This is a genomic window from Rhizobium sp. BK098, assembly GCF_014193155.1.
GTDB lineage: Bacteria > Pseudomonadota > Alphaproteobacteria > Rhizobiales > Rhizobiaceae > Rhizobium.
This window is the reverse complement of record NZ_JACHYY010000024.1, coordinates 1-22,616: the sequence shown is the minus strand read 5'-3', so window position 1 is coordinate 22,616 and position 22,616 is coordinate 1. Positions and strand designations below refer to the sequence as shown.

At 59.7% G+C, this 22,616-nt stretch carries 24 protein-coding genes and 2 pseudogenes; 14 read left to right on the top strand and 12 right to left on the bottom strand.

From position 1 onward, the window contains the following. From FHT73_RS28515 to FHT73_RS28500, 4 genes are all read right to left on the bottom strand, one after another. Nucleotides 1-1,772, bottom strand: a 1,772-nt coding sequence (locus FHT73_RS28515) for a xanthine dehydrogenase family protein molybdopterin-binding subunit (protein ID WP_183716387.1), incomplete at its 3' end; no start/stop codon positions are given. A gap of 5 nt (nucleotides 1,773-1,777) precedes the next feature. After that, nucleotides 1,778-2,728: a xanthine dehydrogenase family protein subunit M gene (locus tag FHT73_RS28510; RefSeq protein ID WP_183716384.1), complete on the bottom strand. Its 951-nt coding sequence runs from the start codon at nucleotides 2,726-2,728 to the stop codon at nucleotides 1,778-1,780. After that, a complete protein-coding gene (paoA, locus tag FHT73_RS28505) occupies nucleotides 2,725-3,366 on the bottom strand; it encodes an aldehyde dehydrogenase iron-sulfur subunit PaoA (RefSeq protein WP_183716382.1) in 642 nt (213 codons plus the stop codon). The genes FHT73_RS28510 and paoA overlap by 4 nt, the downstream gene beginning before the upstream one ends. A 277-nt stretch (nucleotides 3,367-3,643) precedes the next feature. Then, on the bottom strand, nucleotides 3,644-4,537 hold the full coding sequence (locus tag FHT73_RS28500; protein WP_183716380.1) for a LysR family transcriptional regulator: 894 nt from the start codon (nucleotides 4,535-4,537) through the stop codon (nucleotides 3,644-3,646). 123 nt (nucleotides 4,538-4,660) lie between these two features. Between FHT73_RS28500 and FHT73_RS28495 the strand changes: the two genes are divergently transcribed. The 3 genes from FHT73_RS28495 to FHT73_RS28485 are packed head-to-tail and all read left to right on the top strand — an operon-like array spanning nucleotide 4,661 to nucleotide 6,530. After that, a complete protein-coding gene (locus FHT73_RS28495; RefSeq protein WP_183716378.1) occupies nucleotides 4,661-5,056 on the top strand; it encodes a cupin domain-containing protein in 396 nt (131 codons plus the stop codon). A gap of 53 nt (nucleotides 5,057-5,109) precedes the next feature. Further along, on the top strand, nucleotides 5,110-5,352 hold the full coding sequence (locus tag FHT73_RS28490) for a tautomerase family protein (protein ID WP_183716376.1): 243 nt from the start codon (nucleotides 5,110-5,112) through the stop codon (nucleotides 5,350-5,352). Then, the gene (locus FHT73_RS28485; protein WP_183716374.1) at nucleotides 5,349-6,530 is read left to right on the top strand and encodes an arabinose transporter; all 1,182 of its coding nucleotides are present in this window, start codon (nucleotides 5,349-5,351) and stop codon (nucleotides 6,528-6,530) included. The genes FHT73_RS28490 and FHT73_RS28485 overlap by 4 nt, the downstream gene beginning before the upstream one ends. A gap of 523 nt (nucleotides 6,531-7,053) precedes the next feature. On the opposite strand, the gene FHT73_RS28480 is transcribed toward FHT73_RS28485, so the two are convergent. From FHT73_RS28480 to FHT73_RS28470, 3 genes are read right to left on the bottom strand one after another with little or no spacing between them, the layout of a single operon-like run. Further along, nucleotides 7,054-7,443: a limonene-1,2-epoxide hydrolase family protein gene (locus tag FHT73_RS28480; RefSeq protein ID WP_183716372.1), complete on the bottom strand. Its 390-nt coding sequence runs from the start codon at nucleotides 7,441-7,443 to the stop codon at nucleotides 7,054-7,056. A gap of 23 nt (nucleotides 7,444-7,466) precedes the next feature. Further along, nucleotides 7,467-8,069 (bottom strand): NAD(P)-binding domain-containing protein, encoded by a 603-nt coding sequence (locus tag FHT73_RS28475; protein ID WP_183716370.1) that lies wholly within the window; start codon nucleotides 8,067-8,069, stop codon nucleotides 7,467-7,469. A 28-nt stretch (nucleotides 8,070-8,097) separates the two neighbouring features. After that, entirely contained in the window at nucleotides 8,098-8,856 is a 759-nt protein-coding gene (locus FHT73_RS28470; protein WP_183716368.1) for an SDR family oxidoreductase, read from the bottom strand. A 108-nt stretch (nucleotides 8,857-8,964) separates the two neighbouring features. Between FHT73_RS28470 and FHT73_RS28465 the strand changes: the two genes are divergently transcribed. Continuing rightward, nucleotides 8,965-9,894: a LysR family transcriptional regulator gene (locus tag FHT73_RS28465; protein WP_183716367.1), complete on the top strand. Its 930-nt coding sequence runs from the start codon at nucleotides 8,965-8,967 to the stop codon at nucleotides 9,892-9,894. Between the two features lie 107 nt (nucleotides 9,895-10,001). Here the strand turns inward: FHT73_RS28465 and FHT73_RS29675 are convergent, their stop codons facing one another. Continuing rightward, the gene (locus tag FHT73_RS29675) at nucleotides 10,002-10,307 is read right to left on the bottom strand and encodes a hypothetical protein (protein WP_246712269.1); all 306 of its coding nucleotides are present in this window, start codon (nucleotides 10,305-10,307) and stop codon (nucleotides 10,002-10,004) included. Between FHT73_RS29675 and FHT73_RS28460 the strand changes: the two genes are divergently transcribed. From FHT73_RS28460 to FHT73_RS28445, 4 genes are all read left to right on the top strand, one after another. Beyond that, a complete protein-coding gene (locus FHT73_RS28460) occupies nucleotides 10,200-10,658 on the top strand; it encodes a plasmid pRiA4b ORF-3 family protein (RefSeq protein ID WP_348648372.1) in 459 nt (152 codons plus the stop codon). The genes FHT73_RS29675 and FHT73_RS28460 overlap by 108 nt on opposite strands. 402 nt (nucleotides 10,659-11,060) lie before the next feature. Then, on the top strand, nucleotides 11,061-12,071 hold the full coding sequence (locus FHT73_RS28455; RefSeq protein WP_210290525.1) for an AAA family ATPase: 1,011 nt from the start codon (nucleotides 11,061-11,063) through the stop codon (nucleotides 12,069-12,071). Between the two features lie 3 nt (nucleotides 12,072-12,074). Then, complete coding sequence (locus tag FHT73_RS28450) at nucleotides 12,075-14,555, top strand: S8 family peptidase (protein ID WP_183716365.1); 2,481 nt, start codon at nucleotides 12,075-12,077, stop codon at nucleotides 14,553-14,555. 27 nt (nucleotides 14,556-14,582) lie between these two features. Beyond that, the gene (locus FHT73_RS28445) at nucleotides 14,583-15,098 is read left to right on the top strand and encodes a hypothetical protein (protein ID WP_183716363.1); all 516 of its coding nucleotides are present in this window, start codon (nucleotides 14,583-14,585) and stop codon (nucleotides 15,096-15,098) included. A gap of 215 nt (nucleotides 15,099-15,313) precedes the next feature. On the opposite strand, the pseudogene FHT73_RS28440 reads toward FHT73_RS28445, so the two are convergent. The 4 genes and pseudogenes from FHT73_RS28440 to FHT73_RS28425 form a co-directional block, all read right to left on the bottom strand. Next, nucleotides 15,314-15,463, bottom strand: a pseudogene (locus tag FHT73_RS28440) (endonuclease/exonuclease/phosphatase family protein); the annotation flags it as partial. 6 nt (nucleotides 15,464-15,469) lie between these two features. After that, nucleotides 15,470-15,628, bottom strand: a complete 159-nt coding sequence (locus FHT73_RS28435) for a DUF3606 domain-containing protein (protein WP_183716361.1) — start codon at nucleotides 15,626-15,628, stop codon at nucleotides 15,470-15,472. 409 nt (nucleotides 15,629-16,037) lie between these two features. Then, the gene (locus FHT73_RS28430; RefSeq protein ID WP_183716359.1) at nucleotides 16,038-16,877 is read right to left on the bottom strand and encodes an SDR family oxidoreductase; all 840 of its coding nucleotides are present in this window, start codon (nucleotides 16,875-16,877) and stop codon (nucleotides 16,038-16,040) included. Between the two features lie 220 nt (nucleotides 16,878-17,097). Next, nucleotides 17,098-17,502, bottom strand: a pseudogene (locus FHT73_RS28425) (GFA family protein). A 199-nt stretch (nucleotides 17,503-17,701) separates the two neighbouring features. Here FHT73_RS28425 and FHT73_RS28420 point away from each other — a divergent pair. The 6 genes from FHT73_RS28420 to FHT73_RS28395 all read left to right on the top strand — a co-directional run bounded on the left by FHT73_RS28420 (nucleotide 17,702) and on the right by FHT73_RS28395 (nucleotide 22,330). Then, nucleotides 17,702-18,670 (top strand): AraC family transcriptional regulator, encoded by a 969-nt coding sequence (locus FHT73_RS28420; protein ID WP_183716357.1) that lies wholly within the window; start codon nucleotides 17,702-17,704, stop codon nucleotides 18,668-18,670. A 113-nt stretch (nucleotides 18,671-18,783) separates the two neighbouring features. Then, a complete protein-coding gene (locus FHT73_RS28415; protein WP_183716356.1) occupies nucleotides 18,784-19,437 on the top strand; it encodes a nitroreductase family protein in 654 nt (217 codons plus the stop codon). Between the two features lie 33 nt (nucleotides 19,438-19,470). Next, nucleotides 19,471-20,016 (top strand): peroxidase-related enzyme, encoded by a 546-nt coding sequence (locus FHT73_RS28410; protein WP_112413008.1) that lies wholly within the window; start codon nucleotides 19,471-19,473, stop codon nucleotides 20,014-20,016. A gap of 43 nt (nucleotides 20,017-20,059) precedes the next feature. Next, complete coding sequence (locus tag FHT73_RS28405) at nucleotides 20,060-20,722, top strand: NAD(P)H-dependent oxidoreductase (protein ID WP_183716354.1); 663 nt, start codon at nucleotides 20,060-20,062, stop codon at nucleotides 20,720-20,722. A gap of 84 nt (nucleotides 20,723-20,806) precedes the next feature. Next, nucleotides 20,807-21,274 (top strand): DUF3788 domain-containing protein, encoded by a 468-nt coding sequence (locus FHT73_RS28400; RefSeq protein WP_112399384.1) that lies wholly within the window; start codon nucleotides 20,807-20,809, stop codon nucleotides 21,272-21,274. Between the two features lie 138 nt (nucleotides 21,275-21,412). Next, nucleotides 21,413-22,330, top strand: a complete 918-nt coding sequence (locus FHT73_RS28395) for an NADP-dependent oxidoreductase (protein ID WP_183716352.1) — start codon at nucleotides 21,413-21,415, stop codon at nucleotides 22,328-22,330. Nucleotides 22,331-22,616 lie beyond the last annotated feature (286 nt).

Below are 22,616 nucleotides of genomic sequence, written 5' to 3'. Positions count from 1 at the left end.
TGAGCCCCGAAGGTCGATTGCTGATGGCTATCCGACAGCTTCTCCCATTCGATTTTGTCTTCGCCGACAAGTCCGTCTGGACCGGCAGCTTCAGCAAGCGAAACCGATCTGGTCCCGGAGCGGACGGCGCCGTTTTCGAAGACCACGTCGCTGGCGTTGAGCCCGAGCCTCTCGACGACTGCCTCGCGCAGCTTGACGCAGGCGGCATAGACGCCCGAGGTCGAACAGTTTGCACCGAACTGTCCGCCAGAGCCTGCGGAGACCGGAAAGCGGGAATCGCCAAGTTGCACAGCGACCTTGTCGATCGGCAGGCCCATCATCTCTGCTGCGGTCTGAGCGATGATCGTATAGCTGCCAGTGCCGATGTCCGTCATGTCGGTCTCGACGGTGACGATGCCTTCTTTGTCCAGACGTGCCCGTGCGCCGGACGGAAGCAACAGATTATTCCGGAAGGCAGCGGCGACGCCCGTGCCGACCATCCAGTTCCGTTCGCGACGTGCCCCAGGACGGCCGCGGCCGTTCCAGCCGAAACGCTCAGCGCCGAGCTTGAGGCAGCCGACCAGGTCGCGATGAGAGAACGGACGGTCCGGTTTCTCTGGATCGACCTGAGTATCGTTGAGAATGCGGAACTGCACAGGATCGATGCCGAGCTTCTCTGCCATCTCGTCCATGGCAATTTCGAGGGCCATCAGGCCCGGCGCCTCGCCGGGCGCACGCATGGCGTTGCCTTCGGGAAGGTTCAGCGTCGCCAGTCGCATCGCGGTCATGCGGTTTTCGCCCGCGTAGAGAAGGCGGGTCTGCATCGCCGCCGTTTCAAGCTGGCCGCCGGGTTGGTCGCCAGACCAGCTCTCATGCGCGATGGCGGTGATCTTTCCATCACGGCCCGCACCGATCCTGAGCCGTTGAATCGTCGCCGGACGGTGTGTCGTGTTATTGGGGATGAAGGGACGAGGCAGAGCGACCTTGACGGGACGCTTTGCCGCCTTGGCACCGAAAGCGGCAAGAACGGCATCGCCACGTAGAAACAGCTTGCCGCCGAAGCCGCCGCCGATGAACGGCGACATCAGGTGGATCTTCTCCTTGTCGACGCCCAGCGTGGTTGCAAGATCGGACCGCCACCAGTCGATCATCTGGCTCGATGTCCAGACGGTGATTTCGTCTCCATTCCACGCGGCGATTGACGCATGCGGTTCCATCATCGAATGCGACTGATCTGGCGTCGAATAGCTCTCGTCCAGGGTGACTGCGGCGGACTTGAAGGCCCCTTCGAAATCTCCGACCGCCGTATCGGGCGGAGCGCCTCCAGCGTCCTTCGGCTTCACTGCCGTCTTCATAGCTTCGGCGAGGTCATAGGCGCCCTTGTCTTCGGCGTAATCGACCTTCACAAGATTTGCCGCAGCACGGGCCTGCTCGAAGGTTTCTGCGACGACCACCGCGATTGCCTGGTGGTAATGCTGGATCTCGTCACCGCCAAACAGGTTCGCGGTGTTGAACTTGCCTTTCTCGCGCTTGCCGACGTCGAGCGTGGTGACGACGGCAAGAACGCCGGGCGCACGCTTTGCGGCATCGACGTTCATCGTCTTGATGCGTCCCTTGGCGATGGTTGATCCCACAGGATAGCCATAGACATAAGGCATGTTTGGATCATGCCATTCATAGGCATACATCGCCTTGCCGGTTGTCTTGAGCTGGCCGTCGATACGGTGGATCGGCTTGCCGACCACCTTGAGCTGGTCGATCGGATTGGTGGTTGCTGGTGTGTCGAACTTCATGGCGATCAGCCTCTCGCTTCGGCGATCACGGCACCGAGCGTGCGCTCGACGAGATCGACCTTGAACTTGCTTTGCTCGGTCGGATGGGCGTCGGCGAGAAGGATCCCGGAAGCGGCTCTTGCTCCCTTACCGAGTTCTGCGTCCGCCGCTTCGACGCGCCACGGCTTGTGGGCGACGCCGCCAACAGCCACCCTCCCCGTTCCGTCCGGCTGGAGGACTGCGCCAACAGATACCAAGGCAAACGCGTAGGATGCACGGTCGCGAACCTTGCGATAGATATGCTTGCCGCCGACCGGAGGTGGCAGCGTGACCGCGGTGATAAACTCGCCCTGCTCGAGAGCCGTTTCGATGTGTGGCGTGTCGCCCGGCAGGCGGTGGAAGTCGGCAATCGGAATAGCGCGTCGAGCGCCGTCCGGCCTGACCGTCTCTACGACCGCGTCCAGCGCACGCATCGCGATCGCCATGTCGCTCGGATGCGTGGCGATGCAGGCGTCGCTGACGCCGACCACGGCATGCTGGCGGCTGAAGCCGCCAATGGCGGAACAGCCGCTTCCAGGCTGGCGCTTATTGCAGGGCTGGGCAGTGTCGTAGAAATACGGACAGCGCGTCCGCTGCAGGAGATTGCCCGCGGTCGTGGCTTTGTTGCGCAGCTGTCCCGAAGCGCCCGCCAGAAGGGCCCGGGAGAGAAGGCCGTAGTCACGACGGACCGTTTGGTCTGCAGCCAGGTCGGTGTTACGCACCAGGGCGCCGATGCGAAGGCCACCTTCCGCGGTCTTCTCGATCTTGTCCAGCCCGAGACCATTAACGTCGATGAGATGCGTCGGCTTCTCAATTTCCAACTTCATCAGGTCGAGGAGATTGGTGCCTCCGGCGATGAATTTAGCTTCGGGGTTATTTGCAGCCGCCTTGGCCGCGGCCTCCGCAGAGGAGGCACGTTCGTATGTAAAGGCCTTCATGCCGGGACTCCTGCAACTTCATTGATCGCATCGAGAATGTTGGAGTATGCCCCGCATCGACAGATATTGCCGCTCATGCGCTCGCGGATTTCGGCCGATGTGATGGCCGCCTGCTCGGTCAGATTTTCGGTGACGTGGCTCGGAATGTTGGCTTTGATCTCCTCGAGCACTGCCACGGACGAACAGATCTGTCCGGGGGTACAGTAGCCGCATTGGAAGCCATCATGTTTGACGAAAGCGGCTTGCATTGGATGGAGATTACCGGGTTGGCCGAGTCCCTCGATCGTTGTGATTTCGTCGCCGTCGTGCATGACGGCAAGCGTTAGACAGGAATTGATGCGACGACCATCGACCATGACCGTGCAGGCGCCGCATTGCCCGTGGTCGCAGCCCTTCTTCGTGCCGGTCAAATGCAGGTGTTCGCGCAAGGCGTCGAGCAAAGTGGTCCGATTGTCGACAACCAAGGTCTGCTGCTCGCCGTTGACCGAAAATGCCACAGAGGTGGTGAGGTCCATCGTATTCCCCGAAGATTGTGCCGCAGCCGCAAGCGGTGCGGCGACGCTGGTTGCTGCCACAGTCGCAGCGGACGTGATAAGTAATTCTCGTCGGGAAATTTCAAGTTGCTTGGGGGTTTGCATGGCAAGCTCCGGTTCCACAGATGGACAGAAGGCGCTTCGAGCGGCACCATCTTAAACGTAGCGCCGTGAAAACAGATTATTAGCGCTCAACGATCGATTGGACTTATCGTTCCTGAACATAAGTGATCGTGTGGACTGTTGAAGCTTGCATGCCATGATGGCCCGCATGCATCGATAAGGCTGCGGCAGATGTCCGCCATGCCGAATGCTCTTGCGATCGGTGGCGATTGTGACAGAATCGCTGGAATGGCGGAGAGCATTAAACCGAAAGAGCGGCTTAGCTTCCCCGGTGGCGCAAAGCTTCGACAAGCAGCGCAAACGCCGGCGACGATTGCCGGCGGATCGGATAGTAGAGGTGGTATCCCTCCCAGTACGGGCACCAATCCTCGAGAACGCGGCGCAGGCGGCCAGCTTCGATGTGCGGCGCGGCTATAGTTTCAGGAATAAACGCCAGTCCGAAGCCGTCGAGTGCCGCGTTTAGCACCTGAAAGATCCCGTTGAAAACCACCTGTCCTTCGACGCGAACGCGCAGCTCCTGCCCGTCTTTCTCGAATTCCCAGGCATAGGTATTGCCATAGGTTGGCAGGCGCAGGTTGATGCAGCGGTGGCTGGTCAGATCCTGAGGCATAGCGGGCTCCGAACGCTGCTCGAAATACCCCGGCGCGCCAACCACCGCGAAGCGGGAATGCGCGGTCAGCGGTACGGCAATCATGTCTTTCGCCACGACGTCGCCCAGCCGGACGCCAGCGTCATAACCGGCGGCGGCGATGTCGGTCATGGCATAATCTATTGCAATCTCTACCCGGATATCTGGATGCCTGGCCAGGAATGGCGCCAGTCGGGGCCAGAGAATGTAATCCACTGTGAAGTCGATGGCCGAGATGCGGAAGGTGCCGGTCGGCTTATCCCGTTGCTCGCGCAAGGCTTCCAGTTCGGCTCGAATGTCATCCAGGCGCGGTCCCGCGGTTTGCAGCAATCGCTCGCCGGCTTCGGTAGGAGAGACGCTGCGCGTGGTCCGGATCAGCAACCGCACACCGAGCCGCTCTTCCAGAGCACGGATGGTTTGGCTCAGCGTGGGCTGGGCAATGCCCAGCTTGGCGGCCGCCCGTGTGAAACTGCGTTCCCGCGCGACCGCTAAAAATTCCGTCAATCCGTCAAGCGCGTCATCCATTTATCGTCCCTGCCTATAAGTTCATTTGGATTATAGCATCTAATCAAATGACCCGGGGGGAGATAGATTTCCTCGTAAGATCAAATCTGGCTCAGCAATGGGCCGCAACAGAAAGATACCGTCATGAACATCACTCGAAACGGGTCCCAGCCTTCCGCTGCGGGGCCTTCCGACTGGTTCACAGGCACCGTTCGTGTTGATCCGCTTTTTGCTTCTAACGATGCCCGCCGGGGAGCCTCGGCACTCGTAACCTTTGAACCTGGCGCCCGGACCGCTTGGCATACCCACCCGCTCGGGCAAACGCTGATAGTCACAGCCGGTCTCGGCCTCGTCCAGCGCGAAGGCGGTTCGATCGAGGAGATCCGCCCTGGCGACGTGGTGTGGTTCGAGCCCGGAGAAAAGCACTGGCATGGCGCGGCACCCAAGAACGCCATGAGCCATATCGCCATCCAGGAACACCTAGACGGCAAGGTGGTGGATTGGATGGAACACGTCACCAACGAACAGTACGGCTCTTAACCTGCTGTCGCCTGTCGAGGATACGGCAAACCATTAATTGTAAGGACCAGATCATGCCGCATGTTATCGTGAAATTGGCTGCAGGCCGGTCCGAGGCGAAGAAATTCGGCCTCGCCGAGGAGATTACACGCGCCGTGACCCAAACGCTCTGTTATGGCCCGGATGCGGTTTCAGTTAGCATCGAGGATGTCGCGCCAAAGGATTGGGCAAGGCATGTTTTCACCCCGGATATCACCGACAAGGCGGACACGCTTTACAAGAAGCCCAGCTACAAACTCTCCGACCTGCAATCATGACCGCGCTGTCTGTCACCTCTCCCCGGCTGCCCGTACTTACGGCGCTGCTGCCAATCATGACAGCGGTGCTGGTCGCCTTCCTGGTTATCGGGCTGGGCCTCCCCGTGCTGCCACTGCACGTGCACGACACACTCGGGTTCGGGTCCTTCGTCGTCGGCCTTGTCACCGGCAGCCAGTTCGCAGCATCGCTACTCTCGCGCTTCTGGTCGGGCCGGACCTGTGACACCCATGGGGCCAAGTTCGCCGTGCTGGTCGGACTGGCCGCGACATCCGCCGCCGGCCTGGTTTACGGACTGTCCCTCGCCATCTCGGATCTGGACCTTTCGGTCGCTGTCTTGATTGGAGGGCGCGCGCTGCTTGGCGCGGCGGAGAGCATTGTCATCACTGGTGCCACCGTCTGGGGGCTGGCCCGTGTGGGCGGCGAGCATGCGGGGAAGGTGATCGCCTGGATGGGAACAGCGATGTTCGCGGCCTTTGCCATCAGCGCTCCGATCGGTGTGGCGATCTACGACCGCGCCGGCTTTGTCGGGATTGCGGCCGTGACCGTCTTTGCTCCGGTTCTGGCCCTCTTGCTGGTGGTGCCAGTGCAAGGGCTGGTTCCCAACCGGCAGAGCCAGGCCAGCATGTTTGCGGTTATCGGCAAGATTTGGGTCCCGGGTCTCGGTGCCGCCCTGAGCAGTATCGGTTTTGGCGCCATCCTATCCTTTGCGTCCCTGTTGTTTGCTTCGCATAGCTGGATGCCGGTGTGGCTCGCCTTCAGCTCCTACGCCGTTGCGCTTATCACCGCCCGACTGCTGTTCGGTCACCTGCCCGACCGGATCGGCGGGGCGCGGGTCGCGCTGGCCTGTGTTACCATCGAAGCGGTCGGCCTTGCCTTGATGGGACTGTCTTTGTCCGTCATCCCAGCAGCAGTGGGCGCGGCCCTCACCGGTTTCGGTTATGCTCTGGTGTTTCCAAGCCTTGGTGTGGAGGCAGTCCGGCGCGCGCCGCCAGAGGGAAGGGGTATTGCCATGGGCGCCTATACCGCTTGCCTGGATCTTGCGCTGGGCGTGTCGGGGCCGATCTTGGGCTTGGTAGCCGGCCATGCGGGTTTTGGCACCGTGTTCATCGTAAGCGCCATAGCGGTGCTGTGCGTGGTGCCTGTCGCGCTGCGTCTCGACCAGGCAGACCGCAAATGACATTCATGTCAGCCGGTTCGACGCCAGCGCACCTTCGTCTCCAACCATGGCGGCGAGATACTTCGCACGCATCGCGCGGCGAGGCTGCCCGGGAACACGCAGTAGTACCAAAATCGGGGTTGGCCTTGCGGCGCGCGCTTTCGTCATAGCTAAAGACAGCTTAATCAGGAATTCGCAAGGCGTCACGATCTCCTTGCGTCGGTTCCATCACTAGATCGGTCCGGAAAAATCAAACAACGCGAAGGCGTTTCGGTCGGAGCGATCTTGCTGGCGGCCGGACAGGCAAAGCGCATGGGAAAAACGGCCAACAAAAGCTGCTCGCCGAGTTCTATGTCGTGCCGCTAGTACCGCGTGCCGCAATCGTATTACTGACCTCACATGCTACGCCTAACCTCGCCGTGACGGGCTATGTGCAAGAAAAGATCGAAGAGGCCACGGGAGGAGAACCTCGGGAGACAACAGTGCAACCGTATTCGCCGTTGACCCGAGATGCTCTCCAGAGACGCCGGGGAGTCCAGTGTGACTATCTCTTGAGAAGCGAAACCTGCCTCTCGAAGGCGCCCAGATCGAAATAGTCGCGCCAGACCGTAATCACCCCGTCCTCTACGGTGACCGTACCCATGACCGGCAACGTGATCGTCCCGCCGCTTTCATGGATGAACACATCAATGCGCTCGTTCAGAACAACGTTTCCCGACGCCGCGATGTTGGTCACTGTCCACTCTACCCTGAACGCCGTTCCCACTCCGAAGTCCTCGTGAAACTTCCGGACGTTGTCTCTTCCTATGATGTTGGGCAGGGGCACGTTGTCGTAGAGAACGTCATCCGACAGCATTGCAAGGGCGTCCTCTATGCGATTGGCGGTCCAGTGGCCGAAGAAAATGGTGGCGATGTCGACAGGACTTTTGGGCATGGTTGTGTCTCCAGAGAGGGGGCTTAGGCGAACCTGATAAAATTGTTTGCAGGTAATGGTCCGCCAGGGAACTGCGTGAGCCGCCCGCCGATCGAGATGGGCCCAAGATCGACGCCGGCAAAACCGAGCTTTGCGATCAAAGCCGCGACCTCCGCCTTCGCGCCATCGTCGTCTCCCGAGTAGAAGAGGACACGGCTCCCGCCTTCGGCATGCGGATCTTTGGTCAGAAGGGCAGCAAGAAGATGATTGAACGCCTTCACCACCCGCGCCCCCGGCACCAGGCCGGCAACGACCTCGGTCGAAAGCCTTCCATTCAGGTCCGCGGGCTTGAAGAGCGGTGCCTCGATCGGGTTGTTCGCGTCGATGACGATCCGACCATTCCAGTTGGACAAGCCGGCAAGGGCTGAAGGGAGCTTCGACCACGGAACGGCGATTAGGACGATGTCGGCTTTTGCCGCAGCCTCGATGGTACCCGCTGTGATGTGAGGGGCAAGCTCCTGTGCCAAGTCCCCGAGCGTCTCCGGGCCGCGACTGTTGGCGATGTTTGCCGCAATCCCGTTTCGTGCGAGGATCCTTGCAAATGCAGCGCCGATGTTCCCAGCGCCAATGATGCCAATGGTCGTCATGTCTTTCTCCTGTTGGATTGATTCCGGGTTAAGCGGACTGGCCGCCATCGACGTTGAGGGTGGCGCCGGTGATGTATCCGGCGTCCGGTCCCACGAGGAATGCGACAGCCGCGGCAATATCTTCCGGTTGTCCGTATCGACCGAGCGCCGCCAGCTTGATCAGGCTTTCCGCGAACGGGCCGTCCTGCGGATTCATGTCGGTGTTGATTGCGCCCGGCTGGATGATGTTGACTGTGATGTTGCGCGGCCCGAGGTCGCGGGACCATCCGCGGGTATAGGCAGCGACCGCGGCCTTGGTGGCAACGTAGTCCGCAGCGCCCGCGAATGGAATGTGGACGGCGCCTGTGGTGCCGATCGAGACAATCCGGCCACCATCGGTCATCAGCGGTACCGCAGCCCGGACAGCCGCAACAACACCTTTCAGATTGACGTCGATCTGGCGATCGAAAGCTGCAACATCCGCCTGCGCGTCATCGACCATGCCAGTGACGAAAACACCGGCAGAGTTGACCAGGATGTCGAGCCTGCCAAAAGCTTCATGAGCCGCACGCACCAGTGCCGCGACCTCGACCTGAATGGCCTGGTCTGCCTTGACAGCGAGCCCACGACGGCCGATGCCTTCGATTTCCCTGACGATTTCATCGGCGCGCGCGGTCGATGCAGCATAGCTGAATACGACATCGGCGCCGTCACGGGCAAGGCGCCGGACAATGGCGGCGCCGATGCCGCGTGATCCGCCTGTCACGAGCGCGACCTTACCGGCGAGTGGTTGATGTACTTGGGTCATCATCTTCATTCCTGTTTCTTCGATGACGAGAAGATGGCCCAACAATTTCGTTTTGATTAGCCGCTAATAGGCGCTATCCGTTTCAAGTGATTGTTGAAGGTGAAAAAGATGGAAAGCCTGGCGAACCTGGAATCCTTCGTGCGCAGCGCCGAACTTGGCAGTTTCTCGGCTGCAGCGCGGCGTCTTGGCCTGACCCCAGCAGGAGTGAGCCGCAATGTCGCGGCGCTCGAATCCAACCTGGCGCTCCGACTGTTTCACCGCAGCACCCGTAGCCTGACGCTGACGGAAGCTGGCGAACGGTTCCTCATTTCGATCCGCGATCATCTTGAGAACCTCCAGGGTGCAATCGCTGAAGCTGCGCAGACAGACGGACAACCGGCCGGCACGCTGAAGATCAGCATGGGTCCGACCTTCGGTATCGGCTATATTCTGCCGATGCTACCCGAGTTCAGGCGGCAATATCCTCTCATTCGGCCTGAATGGATGTTCGAGAACAGACAGGTCGACCTGATCGCCGAGGGCTACGATGCTGCGATCGGTGGAGGCTTCGAACTTGCGCAGGGCGTGGTCGCCAGAACGCTTGCACCCGCCCATTTGATTGCGGTCGCCTCCCCCGCCTACCTCGAAGGCCGCTCGCGGGTCGCTGCTCCGAGTGACCTTGCTGACATGGACGGGATTGTCATGCGATCGCTGCGGACCGGCCGTGTGACGCAAAGGCAGATGCGCAACGCTGCGGGGGATGAGCAGGCAGTCTCCCTCAAGGAAACGATTGTCGTCAACGATCCAGCCGCCATGCGAGCCGCCGCGATCCTGGGGCTGGGAGTTACGCTGCTTGCGAAACCTGACGCCATGCCTCATCTGGAAAGTGGAGAGCTCGTGCGACTGTTGCCCACCTGGTGGGTGGATGCCGGGCCGATATCGATCTACTACGCCAACAAGACCCTGCTTCCGGCAAAAACACGTGCATTCATCGATTTCGTTGTGGAGTGGTTTCAGCGTGAGCGCTACCCGGAGCGGTTTGCAGGCAGCTTGGGATGAACGGTTTGAATTGACCTGTTCGAACGATCGCACCGAAAAAACACACGGGCTGTGAAGCCAAAGCCTAACTCACGTCGCTTGAAACCGAGCATCTTTCGTGGCTAACCTCAATGATCCCCACCCACCCTGTTCATTCGTGCCATGTTCAAACCCGCAAACGCCGTGCAGATCAGAGTTTCTATTGACGAAATCCGGCCGGACATTGGCGGCGTTTGATCCTGCCCGTCCATTGGAACCTGGAGCATCTGCATCTCTGAATTCAGGCCGCTTTCAACTGGTGGAACTATCATCTCTATGAGTTCCGCATCGGTGGTCTGCGGTATGGGGACGTCGAGATCCTGACGGAGGATGCGACCGACGACGATCCGCGTGTCTTCGATCAGAGCGAGGTGCGCTTGCTGGACTTCGAACAAGGTTCTGTCTTCAACTACCACTATGATTTCGGGGATAACTGGCGGCACACCGTCGTAGTCGAGGAGTTCCTGACGCTCGCGTCGACGCCGAAACTCGGTAGCTGCGTCGCCGGCGCAAGGGCACGACCACCCGAGGATGTTGGTGGCGTGTCCGGTTACGAGCGGTTCCTGGAGATCATTAGCGACCGGGAAGATCCCGAATATGCCGAAACCATTCGTTGGTGCGGCGGCTATTTCGATCCGGAATGGTTCGACCTTTCGATGACGGACAAAGATCTCCGCAATGCCCTGCGGTCGAATGTCAAACGGCGCCTTTATCAACCGAAGCCGAAAGCAGTTCCCACGAAATGAACTGAGAGTTCCAGGTAATCTTGACCGGATATGAACCCCGCGGCCGCCCGTGATAAGCGGAAACAAGCTCCGCTTAAGAGCTCCGAAAATCAAAGTCCAACGCCTTGAAAGGGGTTCGGACCTTCGACCCGTGCATCCGTCAAAACGATGGCCTGATTGCAAATAATAAAAAGCTTCGCTTGCAACATGGTCAACGTTCCCAATATGTTCTGAGCTGGGTCGTCGGGAACCTTGTTGGACGGCTCGAAGTTGGTGAAAGATTACCTGCGCTGCGTCACCAAGCCGCGCCGTGCCGAGGTAAGGAAATATTGTAGCTTTCATCGCACCATCCCAGTGTGGATGACCTCCGCCACGCCTTATATTGCCGCCCGGTTTGTATTAGGATGGCTCAACGAAGAGAGAATGACCGTGTCGAACGCCAAGCAAATCCTTGCCATGTTGCGAAGTCGCGCTGAGGGCGACGACGACCTGTTTTTCTCGATTGCTCTCCAGATTGCCGCATCCGAGGCCCGTCAGGGACATAAGACCACGGCTGATGAAATGCGAGCCGAGGTTGATAAGGCCCGTGCCCGCAAATCCCGAGGAGCAGGTGTTGCCATTCCGCTCGGGGCGCCTCGAGGCGATCTCGAAGGACTTCTCGAGCTTCGCGAGCCACGCTTCAAGCTGAAGGACATGGTTCTGGCGCCGGGATTGCTCGACAATCTCGAAGATATGATCCGGCAGCAGAGGAAGCGTGACTGGCTGCGGGAACATGGCCGCACGCCTAATCGCCGGGTTTTGTTCGTCGGGCCGCCGGGTTCGGGCAAGACGATGTCCTCGGAAGCGCTGGCCGGCGAGCTCAACCTGCCATATTACGTGATCCGGCTGGAAGGGCTCATCACCCGCTATATGGGCGAGACCGCAGCAAAGCTCAGGCTAGTTTTCGACGAAACCGCAAAGCGCCGCGGCGTCTACCTCTTTGACGAATTCGACGCGGTTGGTGCGCATCGAACGTCGACGAACGATGTCGCCGAGATGCGCCGAGTCCTCAACTCATTCCTGCAATTCATGGAAGAGGGCAATTCGACGGACAGCCTCATTGTTTGTTCGACCAATCACCCCTCGCTTCTCGATCGAGCGCTGTTGCGTCGATACGATCTGGTTCTGGAATTTGAAGCGCCAACGGCCGACCAGATCAAGCAAATCATCGTCAAGAACCTCAAGCCGATGACATCGGCAAGGCTCGGCTGGACGAAGATCGTCAAGGCAGCCGATGGTCTCAGCCAATCCGAAATCGTCCGCGCGGCCGATGATGCGGTCAAGACCGCGATCCTTGATGAACGGAAGACGATTGCAACCGAGGACGTCGTGCAACGTCTTAATCAGCGTCGGGAGATGCGCGACGCTTTCCTCGATGAGAAGTGTGTACACTGACCAATGGCAGGCCGATTCACGCTTCCCCATATTGATGTTTCGGCGCTCCGTACCGCAAGCCCCTATGCCGGCACGGGTAGCGGTGGTTCGAGTGTGCCGCGCATCCGTGCGGAGCATGGACGCAAACTCAGTAACGAACTGGATGTCGCGCTTGCCGCAATTACCGAACTCAGGGGCGCAGATCCTAGACTGGAACCTGCCGCAGGCGGATACATCGAAGTTGAGTTGCGCCCCGGCACCAGTGCCGACGTTTTAGAATGGAAGAAGCAGGGCATACGCCCGGGGGCGACGAAGGACCGCGATAACGCGCGCACGGTAGCGCTCTATGTTCCGGATAATGCGCGAGAAGCCATCCAGCAGATCCTCCATGATTATCTGTCAGGTCCCCTCTCCCCGAAGGGAAATCCCCCGAACGCCAGCCGCGTGGAGAAAATCGAGGAGATCAGGCGCGCACGCCTGGAAGTCTTCTGGACTGACGACCCTAGTGCCCTGCCCGACAATCCTCAGCATCAGATGTGGTGGGCGATCTGGGCGCATCGCGATAATGAAGCGGCCGTTGAGGACGTCTGCCGCCGGCTCTCTCTGCGTGCCGCCTCTTCCGATCGCCGGCTGTATTTCCCGGAAGCGGTCGTCATCCCCGTGCTCGCGCGCCGCGCCGCGATCGAGTTGATGACCTTCGCAACCGGGGTCGTTAGCGAGCTCCGACGCGCGAGCGACAACCCGGTGTTCTTCCTTGAAGACGCCAGGGAAAGCCAAAACGAATGGGTCGACGATCTCGCCGGCCGTATCGTCTGGCCTGGAAACGAGGTTCCTGCCGTCTGCGTCATGGATACGGGAGTCAATCGCGGCCACTCGCTGATCGAGCCGGCACTGGCTGCAGCCGACCAGCACGCAATCGACCGTGACTGGGGCGTCGACGATCATCACAGCCATGGCACGGCTATGGCGGGCCTGGCGCTGCACGGGGATTTGACGGCCGCACTATCCGATCGGTCCGAGCGACGGCTGAACCATCGACTGGAATCGGTGAAGCTCCTGCCGCCGCACGATATGGACCCGAATGATCCGCACTCCTACGGCGTGATCAGCCAGACCGCGGTATCGTTGGCAGAGATCGCTGCACCCGAGAGAAGCCGGGTATTCTGTATGGCGGTGACGAACGACAATGTTTCCGGTGCCCGGCCATCGACCTGGAGCGCTGCGATCGACCAAGCCGCGGCCGGCACGATGAATGGCGACGACGACGACGCTCCGAAGCGGTTATTCGTCATTTCTGCCGGCAACGTTCCAGCCGAGATCGAATTTGCTCGGATTTCCCAGCAGGACGATTACCCCGCCGAAGATCCGAGTCAGGCTTGGAACGCCATTACCATCGGTGGATACACCGATCTCAATCAGATCTCCGACGTGGGCTACGAAGATTGGTCGTGCCTTGCCGGCCCCGGAGAACTCAGCCCTTACAGCCGCACGAGCGTCAACTGGGCTCACGCCCGCGCGCCGATCAAGCCGGAAGTGGTCCTGGAGGCCGGCAATCGCGCACTCAGCCCGGGTCGCCGAGAGGTTCTCAGCCTGGATTCGCTATCACTTCTAACCGCTTCGCCGACGACCGGCGCAAATGCCCTCACGGCGTTTCAGGCGACGAGCGCTGCGACCGCACAAGCCGCGCGCATGGTGGCAAGGCTCACGGCCGAGCACTCGAATTATTGGCCGGAAACCATTAGGGCGCTTGTCATTCATAGCGCCGAATGGACAGAACCAATGCTTGAGCAGTTGAACAGTCCTGCGGGAAAGAAGGACCGGTATCCGCTGATGAGGCGGTTCGGCTATGGGGTACCTGATTTCGACCGCGCATCCGCCTCAGCACAGGACCACCTGGCGCTAATCGCACAGGCCCATATCCAGCCGTTCCGCTTGAAAGGGCAGCGCGAATTCAACGAGTGCCATTATTACCAGCTCCCGCTTCCGGCTGCGATCCTGGAGGATCTGCAGAACACCGTGGTCGAGCTGAAGGTCACGCTGTCATACTTTGTGGATCCCAATCCAGGGTTCTCGGCCAATGTCGATCCACAACGCTACCAATCCTTCGGCCTGCGCTTCGACCTGCAGCGGCGAGGAGAGCTTGTCGAACGCTTCAAGCAGCGGGTGAATGCGGCCGAGCGCGAAGATGGTGCGCGGGCGCCAAGCCATGCCGACGACGCCCGATGGATGTTTGGGCCGGGCAGCATTTCGGCAGGCTCCTTGCATTGCGACGTCTGGTCCGGGCCTGCTGTCGAGCTTTTGGGCCGTGAGCTGTTGTGTGTGAAGCCTGTTGTAGGCTGGTGGCGCAATCGAGCCGCCAAGGATATCGTCAATCGCAAGACACGCTATTCGTTGGTCGTGACGTTGAAGGCTCCAGGCGTCGTGGTTGATCTTTATAACGGCGTGATCGCCGCGAAGGCTCTCATTGAGACGACGGTAGCAGCAGAAACAGATATCTTGATCTAGTCTCGCGACAGGGGTTCGTAGCTAAAGATGGCTTTGCTCTTGATGGTATCTGAACCGGCGACCAAAGGGCATGCTAACACCATAGGTGACGCCATGGACCGGGACGAATATTTGCGCGACATATGCGCAAGAAGTGGGAGATCCGTTGATGTCCGGTTCATGCTAGATGCCTTTATCGGGGACTGGAAACCGAAGGTCGGTGATTGTCACGCAAACGTAGACTACTGGGTTCGACACCACCCTGACTATGCTCCTGTTCGAGGATGGCTTTGTTACGCAAGCTTCGGCCCTGATAGTCGTGGCTACACGGCTCACTCCGTTTTGCGGACCCCCGCTGGAGAGCTTGTAGATATCACACCCGTCGAGGATCGTAACTTTGTTCATCGCTGGTTTATCGAGCACTTGGGCGATGAGGCTGCGTTTTTGGAGATGAGAGCCGGGATTTATATAAACCTCAGTTGTCATGGCGATTTACCTGCTCCTCAGCTCACTCCAATGTTGGCCTTGCAAGGTTATCAACCGGAGCTGGATGAAGGGCTGTGACTCACCTTTTCCGGTCGTGCCCATTGCTTGCAGCGTTCCCTTGCTGGAGATCTCGGGTGGCACGCGCTTAAGGTCATACGTACAAAGCAACAATCTCGTGCGACTTGAGGGGCGGCCCGTTGATGTTGCGGGTAAGAGCACCGATGTTGCAGCATTGGTGTTGCACATACCGAGCCTTTGGAGAGGTAGGACCGTGCCCGGACAACTGATCAGCAACCAGCTGCCTCGATCGCCTTGATCGGAAACTTCTCCTGCGGCGCCTTCAGCTCCTGCAGGCAGACGACGTTCGGCACGGCCTCATCCAACCATCGGAGGAGGACGTCAAGCCGGCCATTGACGCCATTGACGTTATAGGTCGCAAGCTTCCCGGCTCAGTGTCGGCCTATTTCCTGCTCGACCTTCTTGCGAGAATTGCCAGCGCTTTTCACGGCCTTCTTGACCGTGTCCTCGGAAACGCTTTCCTTCTTCGCCTCGTAGCGGACCTCATGATCCTGTCCGCCAGCGACCTTGGCCCGAGAAGTGGTTGCCATTTGCAGTCCTCCTAGTAATTTTGGTCAGTGGAAAACGAACGCCGATTCAAGAAGTTCCGGCTGCCCGCGGTGAACAAGTCAACCACCAGGCGTATAGGCTTTGCACAGCAATGATCGATCCCGCGAATTGGCGAACGCGTGCCTTTGCACTTGCCAGCCTGCCGGTGGCGAACACCGCCCAAAGATTGATCCTCGGAAATTCCAATCTTCCTGGACGCGCTGCACCGTGCGATCAGCCACTTCCGGCGCAAACATCCATTCGAAGGCGACCGCGAGGCCAATGTGCGACGGGACGGCGGTGCGAACCCGCGGACATGAATTTACGGCCGGAAATTGCAGCGGTTCCAGCGGCGCCGCCTGTTCATTCAGGCACTCTGCAAACGGGGCTCTCCAACCTCCAAGAATATCTTCAGAGCTTAGCTTGGTCGACGGAGCTAAAACGTAGTGCTCTGCCGTCCGCCGCGACTATCGCATCCATTTCTTCTGCAAGCGCATCGCGATCATCGACGCCGCGCAACAGACGACCGGCAAGAATATCGAAACGTCCAGCGGCGATGTCGGCAATCAAGAGTGCAGCCCGCAACGGCTCGATGTTGACGCTATCATCGAAAAGCTTCTGTATCCCGGGTAGGTAGGTTTTCCCTGCCTCCGACGACAGCTGCAATTCCGTCATCGCCGTGCGAACAAGACCGGGATCGACGGCGAATGCGCGCACGTCGTTGCCAATGGTTGTGTCGTTCAGACACTCCGTGAGACGCATGATGGCAGCCTTGCTGGAGGCGTAGCCAGAGCCGTTTGGAAAGCTGTTGCCCGTTCCGCCACCTACAAGGTTTACGATCCGACCGCTGCCCCGCGCCAACATCGTGGGGGCGACCGTGCGGCAGGTGTTGAATGTACCTCGCAGGTTGATCTCGACATCGCGCCACCACACGAGGGGATCACAGTCCCAAATAGGTCCGAAGCCCTGAAACGAGCCGTGGTTGTTGATGAGAATGTCGACAGGGCCTAATTCGCTCGCAACGCGAGTAAAGGCACTTTCAACGGCGGCAAGGTCAATCAGGTCCGTCGAAACGGCGATCGCTTCACCGCCCGCTTCCTCAATGAGAGAGACTGTTTCCTCAATCTCGGTGGCCGTTCGCGCCAACACGGCGACCTTCGCCCCTTCCCTAGCCTGCTGTAGCGCGATCTCTCGACCAATTCCCCTGCCGCCGCCAGTTACGACGGCGACCATGTTTGAAAGGCGGGCCATGCTTACTCCTATGGCGTTTTAACAATCGATCTGGATAACAAAAATATGTATGCCTCGGCGGCTGATGGCAATGACGGTGGCTCGACTTCGATCTCGCGGTAATGCCATTTTCAAGGCATCGTACCAGGAGCCGCTGGACGACGTGCTGGCGCACGACCTTCGCCGCTTTCCTTTTGGGATAAGACGAAAACCCGTTCCATTACGTCTTCTGCTGGGACGCTCAATCGCCCGGTCGACCTGGAAGTCCAGTCAAATCCTGCGTCCATGCCAACGCCGAAGAGCACCATCTCTGCGAGCGGGGCTACAGCTCCTGACGCTGATTGACAGTTCCCAGTCTGATTCCGACCTGCTCGGCATCTTCATCCTCTCCCGTCGTATAGATGGGCGATCCGCAATCGGAACAGAAGAACTGCAGCCGCCGACGACCATTGTCGGCGGTCTTAACATAAAGCTTGGGCTCACCTGACGTGATATGGAACCGGCTACGTTGTGCGCTGACGGTCACCCTATAAGCGGTGCCGGTCAATCTCTGGCAGTCGGTACAATGGCAGATCGCGACGTCTTGCGGATCGACCTCGGCGTCATACGTGATCTTTCCGCATTGGCATGCGCCATCGATGTGCATGTCACCTCTCCATCCAGTGTTGCTGTTTCAGGACATAGAGGATGGCCCTGACAAGTCGACATCTAGTCCTGCCTCCCGGCGCTACCTTCTCGATTTCTGCGCTTGGGCCGCTCACGGGATCTTCTGTAGTAGCTGGAGAAAATATGAAGAACGTGGCATTTGACACGGGATGTCTAGTCAAGAAAGCCCGGAAGATTCCATGTCCGAAGTCGACTGGTTGAGCCATCTCCTGCAAATCGTCAGCGTCACCGGCCAACTCGAGGTCCGGTGTTATTATGGCGCACCGTGGCGAGTTGCGTGGCCGCGGGCTGCGGCGAATGAGATTCCTTACCACGTGATCGTCAAGGGTCGGGCCATCTTCGAGCACCCGGAGACCAAATCGACGAAAGAACTTTGCGAGGGAGATATCATATTGCTGCCTCACGGCGCGCCGCACGTGCTCCACGATGGAAGCGGGGAAACACCCATCGAAACGCGACAGCACCGGGGAACTGCGGGCTGGATGCTGAGCGAGAATGATAGCCACGACGAGCAACTCGATCTTTTGTGCGGCCGATTTTTCGTCGAGCCGCCCCATGACCGGCTGATCCGTACCTACCTGCCCACGGACGTGGTGGCGCGTGCAATCGACCGTCGTGAAGTGGATGGAGAGGGCGCCGCCACCGATCAACTGGCCAGTCTGGTGAGGTTGATGCGCATGGAGGCGGCCGGCGATCGGGTGGGTGGCCGCGCCGTTTTGAACGCTCTGTCTTCAGTTCTGTTTACCCTCGTGCTCAGAGCGGCGAGTGAATCGCAGAAAGCTCCCGAGGGTCTGTTGGCGCTTGCTGGTCATCCAAGGCTGGCGCCGGCAGTCACCGCGATGCTCGCCGATCCGGCAAAGCCCTGGAAACTGCCCGATCTGGCGGACCTGTGTAGCATGTCCCGCGCAACCTTCATGCGCCACTTCCAGGACAAGCTCGGTTGCTCGGCGCTCGACCTATTGACTGATCTGCGCATGAGTTTGGCTGCCAACGAGCTCAAGAAGCCGGCGGTCAGTACCGAGGCGATCGCCGAAACGGTCGGCTACCAATCCGTTTCGGCATTCCGGCGCGTGTTTGCCGAGAAGATGGGGATGACGCCAGGGGAATGGCGCAGGCTGGCGCAGACCGGCGGGAAAAGTGCGAGTTAGTGCTGGGCTAAAGCTTGATCCTTTTGAGCACTAAATTGAGGCAATTCAGTCTCGATAATATCACTGTCGCTCGTAAAATCGGCTCCGTAATCACTTGATGAGGGAGCCACCCAATGAACTACATCAGCAACACAGCCTCCGAAACTGCGCCGACGAATGCCGTCATCGAAACCATCCTCAGCCGCAGTGCCGCCAAATATTACGACGCCACCGCCACACTGAGCGACGATCAGATCCGGGATCTGGTGCGCATCGGCACGTCGGCGCCGACGTCGTTCCACCTGCAGAACTGGCGATTTATCGCCGTCCGCACACCTGAAGCCAAGGCCCGGCTCCATCCGATCGCCTGGAAGCAACCCGCGATCCTCGATGCCGCGGTAACTTTTATCATCGTGGGGCAGTTCGCCGATGCCAGCACCGTGCCCGCCCGCCTGGCGCCGGTCGTGGAAGCCGGCATCATGCCGGCTCACCTGGTGCCGGAATGGGAAGCGCCGGCCCGCAGCCTCTATGACAACCAGCCCCAACGGCAGCGTGACGAAGCGGTGCGCTCCGCGACCTTCGGTACCGCGGCAATCGTCTATGCGGCGCGCTCGCTTGGTCTCGGGTCAACACCGATGATCGGTTTCGACGCGGAAGCCGTGCATCGCGAATTCGGCCTCGCCGAAGATGAAATCCCGGTCATGCTCTTGACCGTCGGACCCGAGCGGTCCGGCAACTGGCCGCAGAAGCCACGCCTGCCCGTGGCCGACGTCCTGTCCTTCGCATAATCCGCAATCCAATCGATATTTATGGAGACGACCATGACCAGAACGACCGTTCTGACGCCGGAACAGGTGCCGGCTGCATCCAAAGAGACCCTTGATGCTTTCGCAAGAAACATCGGCTTCACCCCAAACATGATGGCGGCCTTTGCGCAAAGCCCGATCGCCTTCAACGCATGGGCTGCCTTGCTTGGCTCGCTCAGCAAGACGCTTGACGTGAGGACACGAGACAGCATCGGCCTTGCTGTCTCCGAAGTGAACGGCTGCAACTATTGCCTGACCGTTCACAGCTTCACCGCCGAACATATGGCCAAGCTGCCTGCCGACGAGATCATTCTCGCTCGCAGGGGCCACGCGAATGACCCGAAGCGGGATGCGGCGGTGCAATTCGCGCGAAAGGTTATCGAGACCCGAGGGAAAGTCAGTGACGCGCATCTGAAGGCTGTTCGCGATGCCGGTTTCACCGAAGCGAACATCATCGAGATCGTAGCTCTGGTCGCCATGTACACGCTGACGAACCTGTTCAACAATGTCTTTGATCCCGACAAGGACTTTCCCGCCGTTGCCCCGGCCGGCGCGATCTGAGTTCCGCTTTCTCGCAACCTCATGAAGCCGTTGGATCAATCCCATGAACATTCTCCACATCGACAGCAGTCCGCGCCAGCAATCACATAGCCGCCAGCTCTCGGCGGCGATCGTCGAAAAGCTTCTTGAGGTTGCGCCTGGCGCGGACATCATCCGGCGTGATCTGGGGACCGATCCCCTACCACAAACGGTCGCCCTTTATGCCGCCGCATTGGCGTCGCCGGCGACCTTGGCCGCCCCGCCGACAGGATCGCTCGATCTTTCCGAACAGCTTATCCGGGAGGTCGAAGCGGCGGATGCGGTCGTCATCGGAACACCGATGCACAATCTGACCATTCCCTCGGTCCTCAAGGCCTGGATCGATCAGGTCCTGCGTGTCGGCCGCACAATGAAATCAACGCCGGCCGGGAAAGTCGGAATGCTTCGGGACCGTCCGGTCCTTATTGGCGTGGCGTCTGGTGGATTCTTCACCGGCGAGCGCGCCAACCAGCCGGACTTTTTGACACCCTACCTGTCGCTGTCGCTGAGCTCGATCGGGCTGAAGACGCAACAATTCTTTCCGCTGCAAGGCACCGCTTTCCTCGACTGGGAACATGCGGCAGCGGCGCGGCAGGCGCTTCTCGCCGCCCTCGACCTGGCGGTCGTGCCGGGTCTTGGAGACACCCACACAAGCTCCGTGCTGCCGGCGAACGCCGGCAGACGATAGCCGAAGTTGCATTCCCTGCCCGCTCGCTGGCGGCCCGGACATCTCAACCATTCCGCCCCGGCGGGTCACATAGGAGGCTTTTAGATGCGTGAAACAACGCTATCCCTTCCACAGATCGGCGACAGGATGACTGAACGGGCAGCACCACCGCTCGATGCCGCTCTCCGCGAGTGGATCGGACAGGAGGGGTTCGCCCACTGGTCCGAGCTGCGGGCCTGGATCGACGCATTCTATCCGGACGTTTTTGCCCCGGACTGGCTTTACGGTGGCAAGAACCGCGGCTGGACCTTGCGGTACAAGAAAACCAAGGCGTTTGTGACCTTGGTCCCGGAGTTCAAACGGCTTTCGGCCATCGTGGTCATGGGCCGGGCAGAGCGGGAGAAATTCGAGGAGCGACGGTATGCCTGGCGGCCTGAACTCGTCAGCCTCTACGACAACGCCAAAACCTATATCGACGGAAAATGGCTGACGCTTCCCATCTTGGATGGAAGCGATCTGCAGGATGTCAAAGACCTCTTGCTGATGAAGCGCCCGCCGGTATCGAGCGTATGATTGGCAAGCATCGCGGCTCGTCCGTCGGCACCCAGTCAACCAAGCCACAGTCGAGCGGCAACTGCCTGCATGAGGCCGATCTGGGCTCGTGGTCCCCAATTCATCTTTCAACGCAACGGAAATTAAGGAGTGCGTCCCATGAAAGCGATTGTAGCAACCAACCCGGAGGCCGGGCTTGTCGATTTAAAACTGGTGGAACGTCCCGAGCCTAAGGCCGCCATCAACGACGTCGTTGTCAGGGTTCATGCGGCGGGGTTCGTCAATACCGAACTCGAATGGCCGTCCACCTGGACCAATCGCACCTCGCATGATCGGACGCCGGCAATCCTCGGTCATGAGGTGGCTGGCGTGGTCACCGCTTTGGGTTACGGCACCACGGGACTGTCGATCGGCCAGCGGGTATTCGGCCTGGCTGACTGGTACCGCGACGGCACGCTCGCCGAATATGTCGCCATGGAGGCTCGCAATCTGGCGCCGCTGCCGGGCGACATCGACTTCACCGTCGGTGCCAGCCTGCCGATTTCCGGGCTGACAGCATGGCAGGGTCTGTTCCAGCATGGCCGACTTCAAGCGGGACAAACCGTTCTGGCGCATGGCGCCGCCGGCGCCGTCGGCGCGATCGTGACGCAGCTCGCAAAGGAAGCCGGCGCCTATGTCATCGGTACCGGGCGCACTGCCGACCGTCAGAAAGTTCTCGACTTTGGGGCGAACGAATTCGTCGATCTTGCAAATGACAGGCTTGAGGACATAGGCGGCGTTGACTTAGTCTTCGACGTCATCGGCGGCGAGATCCAAAAGCGGTCGGCTGCCCTGATCAGAACCGGCGGAACGCTTGTGACTGCGGTCGGACCAACCGATGTTCGGCCTGCAAACGGATCCACGATTGATTTCGTGGTAGAGGCCGATCGAAACCAACTTTCCGAGATCGTTCAGCGGGTCCGCGATGGAAGACTGCGTACAAATGTCGGCAAGATCACAACGTTGACCGACGCTGTTGCCGCGCTTACCTCGACGGAGCGGCGCGGAGGAAAAACCGTCATCCGAGTTCTGGCCTGATCGATGCCGCGTCTGGGGCGGCCAACAATTCTGGACGCCCCCCTCGCCTTGAACGGGGTCGAACTTACGACCCTCTATCGGTGCCAGCCCTTACAAGTCAGAAGTACAATTTCATCAATGGCTTAGAGATCCAAGCCATGATTTTTGTCACTGCCCTCCATTTCAGCCGCTACTTCCTTAGCCAACCCAATAAAGGCCCGCGCCGCCGCGCTTCTGTATGCGTCTTTACGCTGCATCAGAACGGCCGTGCGCTGCAAGCGCACGGGATCAAGCGCAATGGCGACCA